Raw genomic sequence first — 13903 nt, 5'->3', positions numbered from 1 at the left:
GCGTCCGCCGGAGGAGTCGGATCGGAGGGTCGTCCGGTTCCCCGGTCACGTCCGACGGCAGGAGCGGGGTTGGCGACGGGGCGGGGACGGTGGTGGCGACGGGACTGGGAAGGTGGTGGCGACGGGGCGGGAACGATGGTGGCGACGGGGCGGGAACGGTGGTGGCGACGTCCGGTGGGGGGCCCGGGGCGCCCCGCGAGCCCGCCACCGTCGTCCTGTGACACGGGAGGTCGACCGTCATCCCCCGTGTCCCCTGAGGTCAGGCCAGGGCCGGAGCCCGGGTGAACCTGCTCCGGGGCGCGGACCCCTCGTCGGAGGGGGACGCCGGCCGGGGCGTCTCCTCGCCCCGCAGCAGGTCGACCAGCGAGGCGCGGGCCCGAGCCACGCGCGAGCGGACCGTGCCGACGGGACAGCCGATGGTCTCGGCGGCCTCGGCGTAGGGCAGACCGAGGAGTTGGGTGAGGACGAACGCCTCCTTCCGCTCGGCCGGGATCGCGGCCAGGAGTTCGGCGAGGGCGATGCCGTCCTCGAAGCCGGGAAGCCCCCGGGGCTGGGTGTGTTCGGCCTCCGCCTGCCAGTCGTCCCGGTCGGAGAGCCGGGGCCGGGCGGCCGCGTGCCGCAGGCTGTCGACCACGGTCCTCCGGGCTATGGACAGCAACCAGGTACGGGCCGAGGACCGCCCCTCGAACCGGGGCAGCGCCGGGAGCGCCCGGAGGAAGACCTCCTGCGCGAGGTCGTCGGCCGCCTGGCGGTCGGCGCTGAGGTAGGCCACGTACCGCCAGACGTCGGGGTGCAGGGCGCGTACGAAGAGATCGGTCTTGACGGGATCGCCGTCCCTGGCGGCCAGTGCGAGCAGCGTCGTCGCCGCGTCCGTATCGGCCGAACGCGCCGGGCGGGGCGTGCTCGCCGGCCGCCGGGGGGAGGTGTCGTGGGCAGGAGTCATCGCCACAAGTCCTTACGGGGCAGGGGGAATCCGGCGGCGCGCGAAGGGCGGCGCCGGTGACGGGTACGGCCGGCCGGAAGGGCCTGGCCGATGCCCGAGCGACGGATCGGTGCCGTCGAGCTCGGGGAGCCGGCTGTCAGAGGACAGCGAACACCCGTGGGGGACCCCGGGAGATGACGGAATGGGTGAGCAGGAGGCGTCGCGGAACGCGCTCGTCACCCGCGCGGACCGGCCGGAGAGCGGGCCGCCGCGCCGGTACGGGGACGACGGCGGCGATCAGGAGGCGCAGCGGCCGGAAGAGCCCCAGGGGCAGGGCCCGCAGCAGGCGGAACGCGGCCCGCTCCCCGTACGCCAGCCAGAGCCCGCTGAGGAGCGCGGCCAGCAGGTGCGCCGACAGCATGCCCCACGACGAGGCGATGTCCGTCATGTCGTGGGCGACGGGTGCCTCGGCGATGCCCCGGACGACGTTCGCGCCCGCGCCGACGTTCGCGTCGGCGGCCGGGACGGCCGCTCCGTGGCCCATGGCCGCGTGGGACAGCATGCCGTGGCCCGTGTGCGCGTGGTCCGTCACGGTCCGCGCCGCCGGTGCGGGTACGGCGACGGGTGGCCGGGCCCAGGAGAACACCGTGTGCAGCAGGCCCTGGACGGCCACGGTCGCCGCCGTGACGGCCCACGGACCGCGCTCCCGACCGGCGAGCGCCCAGGCCACCGCCACGGTGCCCGCGAGAGCGAGGAGGAGCGTCCAACCGGGCACGCCCCGGCCCGACATGACGACGTGACCGGTGGCCGCGAGCAGCACACAGACGACCGCGAACATCGCGGCCCGCAGCCCTCGCGAACATCGGCCTGGTGTCATGGCGCGCCCATCCCTGCACCCTCTCCGGAGGCGTGAAGGCGGGAGCGGACCTGCTGAGGCCGCCCCCCTCGACCCTGTCGGGTCATGCCTACGCGACTGTGGCGCGCCCCACAAGAGTGTCTCGGGAACTCAACGGTTCCACGGCACGACTTCTGGATGTCGGCGGTGACGGACCGTCCGACGCCGACGCACGTACGCCGGGAAGGCGGCGGCGCGCGTACGCCGGGAAGGCGGCGGCGCGCGTACGGCGGGAAGGCGGCGGCGCGCGTACGCGGGGTAGGCGGCGGCGCCCCACCGACGGACGCGGTCGGCGAGGGCGGACCGCCTGGCCGATCGCGGCACGGGAAAGGGAGCACCGGGTGAGAACCGAGGGAACGACGGAGACCGGCCCGGCCGATGCCGGACACGGCACGCCGCGCGGGCTGACCGCGCTGCTGACGACCGCGATGGCCTTCTCGATGATGCAGCTCTTCCTGATCGGCGCCCTCGGCCCGCGTCTCGTCGACCGGCTCGGAATCCCTGAGACGGTGCTGGGCCTGACCACCACGGTGGGGTTCGGCACGGCGACCGTCCTCTCGCCCGTCGGCGGCCGGATCGTGGACCGGATCGGCCCCCGGCGCGCGCTGGTGGCGCTGCTCGCGGTGTCCGCGGTGGCGCTCGCGCTCATCGGCGCCGCCCCGGGGGCCGCCCTGCTCCTCGCGGCCGTCGCGCTCGGCGGGCTGCCGCAGGCGCTCGCCAATCCGGCCACCAACAAGGCGATCCTGGCGGCCGTCCCGGCTCCGAGGCGGGGCGCGGTCACCGGTGCCAAGCAGTCCGGGGTCCAGCTGGGCGCGTTCGTCGCCGGGCTGCCCCTCGCGACGGCGGCCGGCCTCCTCGGTTGGCGGGGCGCGGTGTGGGTGGCCGCCGCAGCGGCGCTGCTCGCGGCCGGATGGGCGTGGCGGGTGCTGCCGGCCGACGCGCCGCCGCAGGGCGGCGCCGTCGTCCGTACGCCGTCCCGCCCCGACGGCTCCGTGCCCTGGCTCGCGGCCTTCTCGCTCTTCCTGGGCGCGGGGATCGCCTCCGTCAACACCTACCTCGCCCTGTTCGGCGTCCAACGCCTCGGCTTGGGGCCCGCGGTGGCGGGCGCGCTGGTGGCCGTCCTGGGTGTCGCGGGGATCGCCGGCCGGGTCGGCTGGTCCCGGGCCGCCACGCCCGGCCGGGCCCCCTGGTTTCCGGGTCTGCTGGCGGGTGGGGCGGTGGGAGCGGCTCTGCTCCTGTCCCTGACCGTCCACGTCGAGGCGCTGGTGTGGGTCGCGGCCGTGGCGGTGGGCGTCTTCGCCGTGTCCGGCAACGCGGTCTCGATGGTGCTGGTGATGCAGCGGTCCGCGCCCGGCCGCGCCGGGCAGGACTCGGCGCTGGTCGCGGCGGGCTTCTTCGCCGGATTCGCCCTGGGGCCACCCCTGTTCGGCGTGCTGGCGGAACGCGGCCGGTACGGCCAGGGCTGGCTCCTGGTCGCGGCCGAGTTCGCGGTCGCGGGGGCCGTCGCCCTGGTCTGGGCGCTGCGGGACCGCCGTACGAGGGCGGGCGGTACGGCGTGAACCCCGGGCACTGGGCCGAGGAACCGCTCGAACGACTGCTCCGACGCGTCGGGGAGACGGCCGAACAGGTGGGCACCCGCTTCCCGCTGTACGCGGACCCGGCCGACGGCCGCTGGACGACCACCGGACGAGGATCATGGACCGGCGGCTTCTGGGCGGGACTCCTGTGGCTGCGCGCCCTGCACACCGAGGGCGCCGCGCCCGGCCCGGCGGTGCCCGTCGGCACACGCGACGGCCGCGCCTGCCGCTCGGTGGCGGTGGCCGCGAGGGAGCGGCTCGCTTCCTGGGTCGACGCCGACACCGCGACCCGCGGGCTCATCCTCTGGTACGGCACGGCCCCGGCCGTCGGCGAGGAGGGCGCCGAGGCGCTGCGCGAGCGCGCGGCGACCGCCGTCCTCGCCGCCTGGGACCCGGGCCTCGGGCTCGTCCCGTGGGGCGCGGCGCTCGGCGGTCCCCGGCTGCGGGCGCGTGCGGACGGTGTCCCCGGCCTCGTGCCGCTGCTCGCCTCCGCCGGACCCGAGGGGCGCGCGGCCGCCGCCGCGCACCTCCACCGGCACCTGGACCTGTGTCTGCCGCGGGAGCCCGCAGCGCGGCCCCGCCCGGCCTGGCGCTGGGACGGGACGGGCGGCTGGACGGCCGGAGCGGAACCGGCGTCCGGCTGGACCCGGGGGGAGTCCTGGCTCCTCCTGTCCGTCGCGGACGGGCTCCTGCACCTGGAAGGCGACCCGGACCGTCTGACCGACGCGGCCGAACTGCTCCTCGACCGCTGCGAGTTCCTCACCGGACCGCTCGTCCCACCGGCCGACACCCGCCACCCCGAAGGCCCCCTGGACACCTCCGCCGGGGCCATCGCGGCGGTCGCCCTGCTGAAGCTCGCGCTCCTCCCCGGGGCCGCGTGGGCGTCCGCGTGCGCGCACCGGGCGGAGGCGGTCCTGCGCCGGCTCACCCACGCCCATCTCACCCCACGGGGAGGCCCCCGCCCGCCGGGCATGCTCCTCGACGGCTGCTACGACGCGCACAGCGGGACCGCCGTCCGGCACGAGCTGATCTGGGGCGACTTCTTCCTGGCCCTGGGCCTCTCCGCGCTCCTCGGGCGGGTCGACCTCAGGCGGGTGTGACGCCCGTGCCCGGCGTGCCGCGCAGCACGCGCCGGGCCACCGAGGAGACGTGCTGCTCGTCGGGCCCGTCGAGGATCCGGGCCGTCCGCCCCGTGCGGAACAGCGCGGGCAGCGGTGTGTCCGGGCCGAGCCCGGCGGCGCCGAAGACCTGGACGGCACGGTCCGCGACCTCCTGGAGGGTGCGGGCCGCCGCCGTCTTCGCCAGGCCCACCTCCACCTGGGCGTCGCGCCCCTCCGCGACCAGCGCCATCGTCTCGTACACCAGCGGCCGTGTCGTCCGCAGTGACAACAGCGCCTCGAAGACGTGCTGTTGGACGAGCTGCCGGTCCGCCAGGGGTCCGCGCGCGCCCTGTCGTGCGGTGGCGCGCGCGCACATCAGGTCGAAGGCCCGCTGGGCCTGGCCCACCCAGCGCAACGCCCGCAGGGTGCGCCCGAGTTGGAGCCGTTCACCGGCCACGGCGAGCGCGCGGCCGGGCTCGCCGACGAGCAGGTCCTCGTCGACCTCGACGTGGTCGAACTCGATCTCGTACTGACCGGTCGCGCCGAGGACAGGCAGCTCGCGCACGACCCGGAAGCCGGGGGAGCCGGTGGGCACCAGGAACAGGGACAGCCCCTCGCGGTCCCCGGCCCATCCGCCGGTGCGGGCGAGCACGGTCACCAGGTCCGCGTCCGCCGCGTGCGACACGAACCACTTCCGGCCCGTGACGCTCCAGCCGCCGCCGGCCCGTCGCTCCGCCCGGGTCGAGCAGAGCGTCGGCTCGGTGCCCGGCGTGTCCGGCTCCGTCATCGCGAAACACGTGCGGAGGTCGCCGGAGACCAGGCGCGGAAGGTGTGCGGAACGCACGCCCGGTGAGCCGTGCCGGGCCAGCATGGTCACGTCGAGGAGAGGCGCCGAGCCCACGGCGGCCGGCCCGTGGTCGCTGGCGCCCTCCGCCTCGGCGAGCGCCGCGTACGCGCTCAACGCGACCCCGCCGCCGCCCAGTTCGGCCGGGAGGGGCAGCGCCCACAGTCCGGCCTCACGCGCTTCCGTACGCAGCCGCTCCCGTCGCTCCCTGGCGGCCGGCCCACCGGCGTCGAGCAGCGGCTCGCACGGGAACACCCGGTCGTGGACGAACGCGGTCAGTCGCTTCCGCAGCGGATCGACATCGGCCGCGCCATGATCCTTTACGTCATGATCCGTCATGGTTTCCTCCCTCTTCCGGGAACTCGACAGAACACGCGTCCGACTGCCTGCCCGTGGAAGTGGTCGGACGCACCGGCCCGCCGGTTCCCGCAACCGAGAGAGTCCCCGCGCGCCGGCCACCGCCGCGCCAGGAGAGGAGAGGCATGGCGTCCCCAGCGACCACGCACACCGCGGTCCGCCGCCCGCTCGAACCAGCCCGTCCCCTCGACGCGTTGCGCTGTCACGTCAACGGGCCTCCGGCCGTGACCGCGGTCGTGGCCGACCACCTCCGGCGCCTGGGCGCCCGGCCCTCGGACGGGGACGGGCAGGCCCGGGGAGCCGGCGGGATCACGCTCCACGGCGGCGGGTTCGCGCCCGTCACGGCCCGTACCGCCTGGGGCGCGCGCGGCTCCGGCATCGAGGACGAGGCCACCGCGCAGGCCGCCACCGGCGTGATGGCCGTGCACGGCCGTCGCCACGGGGCCCCGCGCGGCCTCGGCGTCGACTACCTGGCCACCGCCACCGGCGTCCTCACCGTCCAGGGCCTGCTCGCCGCGCTGGTCGGCCAGGCCCGGGGCGGCCGGACCCCTGCGGGTCCGCCCCGGGGCCCCGGCGGTCCGGCGGCCCACGTGAGCACGGCCGTCGACCGTACCGGCCTGCTCACCGTCTCCCAGTACCTCGCCGCCACCGGCGCCGACGAGCCGGAGGCGGTCGAACCCGCCCCCGGCGGACCGCCGTTCACCTCGGCCGACGGCGTCCTCTTCGAGCTGGAGACCCTCGACCCGGGGGAGTGGGCGGCCTTCTGGCGAGCCCTGGAGGCCCCCGCCGACGCGCTACGGGCGGGCTGGCGGCCCTTCCAGTTCCGGTACGCCACCGCCTGCGCGCCCTTCCCCGTCGTGCTCCACGAGGTGACCCGGCTCCACCCGTGGGAGCGGATCCGGCAGGCGGCCGGAGCCTCCGGTGCCGAGGTGTGCCGGCTGCGCACGCTCGCCGAGCGGGCCGGGGAGTCCGACGGCGCCGACCCGTGGACCCTCGCCCCCCTGGGGGCGGGCCACGCGGCGACGACCCCCGTCCCCGCGCCGGGGCGGCCGCTCACCGGCCTGACCGTCCTGGAGGCGGGCCGCCGCATCCAGGCACCCCTCGCCGCGCACCTCCTGGGCCTCCTCGGGGCGCGGGTGATCCGGATCGAGCCGCCGGGCGGCGACCCCCTGCGCGGGATGCCGCCCGCCTGCGACGGGGTCTCCGCCCGCTGGCTCGCGCTCAACCGGGGCAAGGAGGCCGTCGAGATCGACATCAAGTCGCCCGTCGGCCGGAGCGGCCTGCGCGAACTCGCCGCCGAGGCCGACGTGTTCCTGCACAACTGGGCCCCGGGCAAGGCGGCGGAGCTACACCTCGACGCCGAGCACCTGGCCGTCGTGAACCCGTCCCTCGTGTACGCCTACACCGGCGGCTGGGCCGACCGGATCGCCGACCCCCCGATGGGCACCGACTTCATGGTGCAGGCCCGCACCGGCGTCGGCGAGGCCGTCCACCCGGCCGACGAACCGCCCGTACCGTCCCTGATGACCCTCCTCGACCTGATGGGCGGCCTGCACGGAACCGAGGCGGTGCTCGCCGGGCTGCTCCTGCGCGAGCGCACCGGCCACGGCGTACGGGTCGAATCCTCGCTGCTCGGAGCGGCGGACACCCTGCTCGCACCGGCCCTGCGGCGGGCCGCCCGGGGCGAGGACCCGCGCCGCCCGGCCGGCTTCCGCCACCCCCTGCGGACCTCGGACGGCTGGATCGCCCCCAGCGACGCGAGCGCGACGGCCGCCGCCGCGTACGACGTACGGGGGATGTGTACGGAGGACGCCCTCGACCAGCTGCGTTCCCACGGGCTGACGGCCACCTCGGTCACCACCGACCTGTCCGACCTCCACCACGACCCGCGCCTGTCCGGCCCGATCGGCCGGGACGCGCACGGCGCCCCCGCCGTTCCCGACCCCTGGAGCTTCGCGTGACCGTCACCCTGACCGACCTGCTGCCCGCCCGGCTCCGCCGTTCCTGGGCGGTCGACGGCACCTGCCCGGACCTCGACCTGTACAGCCTGTTCCGGGCCCGGCGGATCGCCGACCCGCACCGGACGGCCGTCGTCGACGCCAGGGGCAAGCTCTGTTACACGGCCCTCGACCGCAAGGTCCGATGTCTCGCCGGGGGCCTTCGGGCCCTCGGGGTCGGGGCCGGGGACGTCGTCGCCGTACAACTCCCCAACAACCGCGACGCCGTCGTCGCGGACCTCGCCCTCGCCGCCCTCGGCGCCGTGGCCCTGCCCTTCCCGGTGGGTCGCGGGGTCGCCGAGGCCGAATGCCTCCTTCGCAGGTCCGAGGCCGTGGCGGTGGTCGCCGCCACCGAGCACCGGGGCCAGAGCCACGCGGCCGACCTCGCCGCGCTGGCGTCCGCGCTGCCCGCCCTGCGGCACGTGATCTCCGCCGGACCCGGCAGCGCCCCCGAGGAAACGGTTCCCCTCGCCCGGCTGCTCCGCACCGACCCCCATGGATTCGTCCCGGCCCGGCCGGATCCCGACAGCGCGGCGCGCATCCTCGTCTCCTCCGGGTCGGAGGCGGAGCCGAAGATGGTCGCGTACTCCCACAACGCCCTGGCCGGCGGCCGCGGCAACTTCCTCGCCTCCCTCATGCCCGACGACACCCCGCCCCGGTGTCTCTTCCTCGTCCCGCTCGGCTCGGCCTTCGGCTCGAACGGCACGGCCGTCACCCTCGCGCGCCACGGCGGCACCCTCGTCCTGCTCGACCACTTCACCCCCGAGGCGGCCCTCACCGCCGTACGCGAACACGCCCCGACCCACATCCTCGGCGTCCCCACCATGATCCGGATGATGCTGGAGGCCATGGAGTCGGTGGCCTCGGAGACGCCGACGGAGGTCGGGCCGGCGAAGACGGGGGCGGCGGAGGGAGAGGGTTCCGCGCCGGCGGCTCCCACCGCGCTCGTCCTGGGCGGCGCTCCCCTCGACGAGGTCACCGCGAAGGCGGCGGCGGAGGCGTTCGGCTGCCCCGTCGTCAACCTGTACGGGTCGGCCGACGGCGTCAACTGCCATACCGGACTGGGGAACACCGTCCCGCCCACCGACCGCTCCGGTGTCGTCGCGGGCAGGCCCGACCCCAGGGTCGCCGACATCCGCATCGCCGACCCCGACACCCACGAGCGGCTGCCCGACGGACGGATCGGCGAGATCGTCTCGCGCGGCCCGATGACCCCGCTCTGCTACGTCGCGTCCCCGGAACTCGACGCCCGGTACCGCACGGCGGAGGGCTGGGTCCGCACCGGCGACCTCGGCTTCCTCGACGAGGAGGGCGTCCTGCACGTCGTCGGCCGCCTCAAGGACGTGGTGATACGCGGCGGCGCCAACATCAGCCCCGCCGAGGTCGAACGCGGACTCGTCACCCACCCGCGGGTCCGGGACGTGGTGTGCGTGGGGGTGCCCGACGAGCGGATGGGGGAGCGGCTGGCGGCCTGCCTGGTGGTCAAGGGGCCGGGGGCCCCCACCCTGACCGACCTCGGCCGGCATCTGTCCGAGCGGGGTCTCGACCGGCACAAGCACCCCGAGCACCTGCTCGTGCTGCCGGAACTGCCGCTGACCGCCGCCGGCAAACCCGACCGTGCCGAGCTGCGGCGCCGGGTCGAGGCGGAGCGGGGCGCGGTCGCCCTGGCCCAGGCGTGACGGAGGGGGAGGGACGCGCTCCGCGTCCCTCCCCCTCGTCCTGTCTTCCTCCCCCTCGTCCCGTCTCCGCCCGCCGTCGGCTCAGGCTCCGCGCATGGCCTTCCCGAGTTCGGCCGCGGCGTTCCGGTACACCGCCAGCAGGTCCAGGTCCTCACCCGGGTAGTTGACGATCTTCACCTGCTTCGCGCCCGAGTCCGGCAGCACCTCGCCCGTCGACATGTGCGCGTTGTCGAGCACGTACGCGGGCTTCTTCGCGGAGAGGGCGGCCAGTTGGGCGGGGGTGACGGGCTCGGGGCCGTACGTCCCCACCGTCGTGGCGCCCGCGAGGCCGGCCGCCCAGCCGGTGAAGACCTGCGAGACGACGGCCGGGCTCCTCCCGCCCGGCCAGGCCGACCTGAGCTCGCCGTTCAGCTTCGTGACCTCGGCGTCGAGGCCCTTCTTCCACCGGGCGGCGGCGTCCTTCGTGCCGAACAGGGCGCCGAGGCGGGCGACTTCGGCACCCGCCTTCGCCGGGTCGTTGTCGAGGTTCACCTCGACCAGCCTCGCCTTGGAGCCGGCCGCCTCCTTGATCTTCGCCGCGTACGGCTCGAACGGCGCGTACAGCACGAAGTCCGCCCTCGCGACGGCCGCCAGGTCCGAGGGCTTCGGGTCGTAGTCCGGCGCGTGGTGCACCGACTGCGGCACGATCACCGTGACGTCCTCGGCCCCCGCCGCCTTGGCGAAGGCCCCCTCCCAGGTGGTGGTGGCGACCACCACCGGCCTGTGACCGGCCGCATCGGGACCGGCCGCGCCGGAGGAGGAGGTGTCCTCGCCCCCGCAACCGGTGGCGAGCGGAAGGACCGCGCTCAGTGCGAGGAGGGAAGTGATGCGGGCGGTACGGACGCGGGTGCGCGCCATGAGCTGTTTCTCCGTTCGGGGACGAGATGCGCGGCGAGGACGACAGCCCCCGCCGTGAGGACGAGGACCGGGCCGGGAGGCCAGTCCAGCCACAGGGCCAGAAGGAAGCCCGTCAGGTTGACGGCGACGCCGATGCCGACCGCCCACAGGGTGATCGACCACAGCGAACGCCCCAGGCGCCGCGCGGCCAGGGCGGGCAGCAGGGTCAGGGCGTCGACGAGGAGCGCACCGGTCAGCTTGATCGCCCCCGCGACCGCGACGGCGACCAGCACGAGCAGCGCGGTGGTGAGGAACCGGACCGGTACGCCCGAGCACTGGGCGAGCTCGCGGTCGTACAGGAGCAGCGCCACGTCTCGGCGCCGCCACCAGAACAGGGAGGGGACCACCACGGCGAGCACCGCGAGGACCACGAGGTCGGTGGTGCCGACCGAGAGGATCGACCCCCACAGGAGCGCGAACGCCCCGGAGGCGTTGACGCCGGAGACGGCGAGGACGAGCAGCGCGGCGGCGATCGCCAGGCTCATCAACAGGCCCATCGCACCGGACAGTCCGTCCGGCGTCCGGGCCAGCGGGGCGATTCCCGCCCCGGACAGGGCGCAGGCGACGAGCGCGCAGAGCATCGGGTCGAGCCCGGTCAGGAGCCCGACGGCGATGCCGAGGAGCGCCACGTGCATCATCGCGAACCGGACCGGCATGATGTCCAGGCCGACGATGACCACGCCGATCACCGGCAGTCCGACGGCCGCGAGGAGCAGGGCCACTCCGGCCCTCTGCACGGGGACGAGTTGGAGGACGGCGCCGAGGTCGGCGGCCGCGAGCGCGTTCACCGCACCTCCCGCAGCCGGCCGGCGGCCATCTCCAGGACCCGGTCGCACCGTTCGGCGAGCGCCCGGTCGTGGGTCACGACGACGAGCGTGACCGGCAGCGCGGTCAGGACCTCGGCGGCCTCCTCCTGACCCTCGAAGTCGAGTGCGGCGGTCGGCTCGTCGGCCAGCAGGACCTGGGCCCCGGCAGCGACGCAACCGAGGGCCCGCGCCAGGTACACGCGCTGCAACTGCCCGCCGGACAGGGTGCCCACGGGTCTCGGCGTCAGGGCGCCGACGCCGAGCCGCTCGGCGGCCTCGGCCGCCTCGACCGGTGCCCCGCTGCTCGCCAGGAGCTCGTCGCCGCGCAACGGGAACCGCCCGGCGGCCGGCTTCTGTGGGATCCACGCGCAGGACCGGCGCCGCACCGCCCACTCGGCCGCCGAGCGGGCGCTGCGTCCGCCGACCTCGATGGTGCCGGTCGACTGCCGGTGCAGCCCGAGGACCGCACGGAGCAGCGTCGTCTTCCCCGAGCCGTTCGTGCCGGTCAGCGCAACGCGTTCACCTGCGGCGATCTCCAGGTCCACACCCACGACCGCCTCGCTGCGGCCGTGCCGACAGGCGACTCCGCGCATGCGTATGTCCAGTCCGCCCATCCTCTGCCCTTCGCCGCTGCCGTGCCGGTGCGGTGAAGAAGTCGGACGGAACACCCGCCGGGTTCCCACGACCCGGCGCGTACCTCAGGACGGTGAGTGCGCGGCGGCGGGCCGGGGCGGCGCGGCCGGCCTGACGGGGCCGACGACGGTCAGGGGAGTGCGCAGGCCCTCGCACAGCCGACGGGCCAGGGCGAGCACGCTGAGCGAGGCGGGTGAGGGGTCCGCCGTGGGCAGCTGGATGCGGACGTGGCGCGGCCGGTCGGCGACCAGCAGCATCTCGATCTGCAGGGCGGCCGCCGCGCGGCTCGCGACGTCGAGATCACGCAGGAGCGTCACGTGCAGGACCCGATCTTCGAGAACGTGCCTGATGAGCATGATCCCTCCCGTCTTCACGGCGGGCCACCCGTCCCGAGGGCGGGTGTGCCAGGCGGATCTTCGGTGCTGGGACGACGCCGTGGCCTGCGGTCCTTCCTTGAGAAGCCCGTCGGGGGCGACGTACGAAGAGGTTATGCGTCGTCCGAACAGGTTATGCAGAGGTGGCCGGTGATCGCATGCTTCGGCGGGCGACGGGGTCCTCGGGCGGGACGCGAGCCGAGCCCGCCGCGCGATGGGGCCCGGTCGCGTGCATGGAACCGGCTGCCCGGGGCAGGGGCCGCGTGGGTGCGCACCCGAAAAGCCGCCGCTCGGCCTTCCCCCCCCGCCGGGTGGCGGCGCCGCGCGGGCCCCCGCACAGTGGCGACGCCGGGGGCCGGTCGGCGAGGCGGCGGCACGTACCCGAACCGGCGCCGGCCGGGCGCCGGACCGGGGGCGCGCGGGCGGTCGTCAGCGGCCCAGGACGCCGTCCAGCCACTTCTCGACCTCGGGGGTCACCGGGTCGGTGATGTCGGCGAACTCCCCGTGCTTCGTCAGGAACTTCGCCACGTAGGGGCAGATCGGCACGATCCGCATCCCGGAGGCGCGCACGTCCGTCAGGGCCTGCTCGACGAGGACGGAGGCGAGACCCCGGCCGGCGTAGGCGTCGTCGATCTCCGTGTGGAAGAAGACGCGCCGGTCCTCACGGTCGCGGTACGCGGTGAGGCCGGCGCGCCGGCCGTCGACCAGGATCTCGTAGCGGTGGCGGTCGTCGACGCGCCGGACGACGGGAGTGGATTCCTGCTCGCTCATGGGGGCCTCTCTGGTGAGGTCGGTGCGGTGGGTGAGGTAGGACGACGGGGTGCGGCGTGGGGGCGTCGCGTCAGGCCCGGGGAGGGTTTCGGCGGGGGGCGAGGGTGGCGTTCGGGAGGGCCGGGGCGGGGAGGCGGTCGCCGGGGTAACCGTCGACGTGACCGAAGCGCTCCGAGGCCCGCTCCCACTCCTCCCTGGCCTCGACGATGTCCTGGTGACGGCGGCCGATGAAGTTCCACCACATGACGATCTCCTCGTCGAAGGGCGTACCGCCGAGGAGGACCGTTCGCGCGGGGCTGTCGGACTCGTTCGTCAGGGTCAGGGTGGAGTGTCCGGTTCCGGCGTAGCCCAGTTCGGCCGGGCGCAGGAGCGTTCCCGCCAGTCGGACGTCTCCCGCGTCGACGAGCAGGCCGTGCTCGAAGGCGGGGTCGACGGGGAGGGTGACCGTGGCACCGGCGTCGAGGAGGAGTTCGGCGCCGAGGAGGGGGGTGAAGGTGGGCACGGGGGAGGTCTCGCCCGCGAGCGTGCCGAGGAACACCCGGAGTTCCGCGCCGTCGAGCCGTACGGGCTTCGGGGCGTGGTGCTGGAAGTCGCGTGCGGTGTGGCGGTGTCGCTCGGGCAGCGCCACCCATAGCTGCACTCCGTGGAGGACGGTGGTTCCGGGCGAGGAGACCTCGGTGTGGCTGATCCCGTGGCCGCCGGTCATGAGGTTGAGCTCGCCGGGCCGTACGAAGGCGTGGCTGCCCAGGCTGTCGCGGTGCTCGATCTCCCCGGCGAAGAGCCAGCTCACCGTCTGCAGGCCGGTGTGCGGGTGGGGGGCGACGTCCATCCCGCCGGACGAGGCGACCTCGTCGGGGCCGTAGTGGTCGGCGAAACACCAGGCCCCGATGAGCGTCCGGGACCGCTGGGGCAGGGTGCGCCGCACGGTCATGGCGCGCGGGCCGCCCAGCGGGACGTCCCGGGCGGTGAGGACCTCGACCTCCGTGTCGTCCATGTCCGACCCCTTTCACAC

13 protein-coding genes are annotated in these 13903 nt (G+C 75.6%); 4 read left to right on the top strand and 9 right to left on the bottom strand.

Annotation, left to right across the window (positions count from 1 at the left end; genetic code table 11):
* Positions 1 to 259 precede the first annotated feature (259 nt).
* Together ACRRSS_RS23400 and ACRRSS_RS23395 are read right to left on the bottom strand one after the other, a co-directional pair.
* Complete coding sequence (locus ACRRSS_RS23400) at positions 260 to 943, bottom strand: sigma-70 family RNA polymerase sigma factor (protein WP_435973090.1); 684 nt, start codon at positions 941 to 943, stop codon at positions 260 to 262.
* A 136-nt stretch (positions 944 to 1079) separates the two neighbouring features.
* Complete coding sequence (locus ACRRSS_RS23395; RefSeq protein WP_435973089.1) at positions 1080 to 1799, bottom strand: hypothetical protein; 720 nt, start codon at positions 1797 to 1799, stop codon at positions 1080 to 1082.
* A gap of 359 nt (positions 1800 to 2158) precedes the next feature.
* Between ACRRSS_RS23395 and ACRRSS_RS23390 the strand changes: the two genes are divergently transcribed.
* Positions 2159 to 3376, top strand: a complete 1218-nt coding sequence (locus ACRRSS_RS23390; RefSeq protein ID WP_435973088.1) for an MFS transporter — start codon at positions 2159 to 2161, stop codon at positions 3374 to 3376.
* Positions 3373 to 4494, top strand: a complete 1122-nt coding sequence (locus tag ACRRSS_RS23385; protein WP_435973087.1) for a sugar ABC transporter permease — start codon at positions 3373 to 3375, stop codon at positions 4492 to 4494. The genes ACRRSS_RS23390 and ACRRSS_RS23385 overlap by 4 nt, the downstream gene beginning before the upstream one ends.
* Here ACRRSS_RS23385 and ACRRSS_RS23380 read toward each other — a convergent pair.
* Complete coding sequence (locus ACRRSS_RS23380) at positions 4481 to 5677, bottom strand: acyl-CoA dehydrogenase family protein (RefSeq protein ID WP_435973086.1); 1197 nt, start codon at positions 5675 to 5677, stop codon at positions 4481 to 4483. The two genes, ACRRSS_RS23385 and ACRRSS_RS23380, sit on opposite strands and share 14 nt — an antisense overlap.
* Positions 5678 to 5820: 143 nt before the next feature.
* Between ACRRSS_RS23380 and ACRRSS_RS23375 the strand changes: the two genes are divergently transcribed.
* Both ACRRSS_RS23375 and ACRRSS_RS23370 read left to right on the top strand, forming a co-directional pair.
* Positions 5821 to 7656, top strand: coding sequence for a CoA transferase (locus ACRRSS_RS23375; RefSeq protein WP_435973085.1), 1836 nt, complete (start codon positions 5821 to 5823; stop codon positions 7654 to 7656).
* Positions 7653 to 9371, top strand: a complete 1719-nt coding sequence (locus ACRRSS_RS23370) for a class I adenylate-forming enzyme family protein (RefSeq protein ID WP_435973084.1) — start codon at positions 7653 to 7655, stop codon at positions 9369 to 9371. The genes ACRRSS_RS23375 and ACRRSS_RS23370 overlap by 4 nt, the downstream gene beginning before the upstream one ends.
* Before the next feature lie 81 nt (positions 9372 to 9452).
* Here ACRRSS_RS23370 and ACRRSS_RS23365 read toward each other — a convergent pair whose 3' ends face one another.
* The 6 genes from ACRRSS_RS23365 to ACRRSS_RS23340 form a co-directional block, all read right to left on the bottom strand.
* The gene (locus ACRRSS_RS23365; RefSeq protein WP_435973083.1) at positions 9453 to 10268 is read right to left on the bottom strand and encodes a metal ABC transporter solute-binding protein, Zn/Mn family; all 816 of its coding nucleotides are present in this window, start codon (positions 10266 to 10268) and stop codon (positions 9453 to 9455) included.
* Entirely contained in the window at positions 10217 to 11095 is an 879-nt protein-coding gene (locus ACRRSS_RS23360) for a metal ABC transporter permease (protein WP_435973082.1), read from the bottom strand. The genes ACRRSS_RS23365 and ACRRSS_RS23360 overlap by 52 nt, the downstream gene beginning before the upstream one ends.
* Positions 11092 to 11727: a metal ABC transporter ATP-binding protein gene (locus tag ACRRSS_RS23355; RefSeq protein WP_435973081.1), complete on the bottom strand. Its 636-nt coding sequence runs from the start codon at positions 11725 to 11727 to the stop codon at positions 11092 to 11094. The genes ACRRSS_RS23360 and ACRRSS_RS23355 overlap by 4 nt, the downstream gene beginning before the upstream one ends.
* Positions 11728 to 11811: 84 nt before the next feature.
* Positions 11812 to 12102 (bottom strand): hypothetical protein, encoded by a 291-nt coding sequence (locus ACRRSS_RS23350; protein ID WP_435973080.1) that lies wholly within the window; start codon positions 12100 to 12102, stop codon positions 11812 to 11814.
* A 447-nt stretch (positions 12103 to 12549) separates the two neighbouring features.
* Complete coding sequence (locus tag ACRRSS_RS23345; protein ID WP_435973079.1) at positions 12550 to 12891, bottom strand: GNAT family N-acetyltransferase; 342 nt, start codon at positions 12889 to 12891, stop codon at positions 12550 to 12552.
* A 70-nt stretch (positions 12892 to 12961) separates the two neighbouring features.
* The gene (locus tag ACRRSS_RS23340) at positions 12962 to 13885 is read right to left on the bottom strand and encodes a pirin family protein (protein WP_435973078.1); all 924 of its coding nucleotides are present in this window, start codon (positions 13883 to 13885) and stop codon (positions 12962 to 12964) included.
* Positions 13886 to 13903 lie beyond the last annotated feature (18 nt).

Origin of the sequence: Streptomyces sp. Qhu_M48 (genome assembly GCF_051305195.1) — a bacterium.
In the GTDB taxonomy this organism is placed as follows: Bacteria; Actinomycetota; Actinomycetes; order Streptomycetales; family Streptomycetaceae; genus Streptomyces.
Note: the sequence above shows the minus strand (reverse complement) of the source record. Positions and strands in the feature narration are given on the sequence as shown.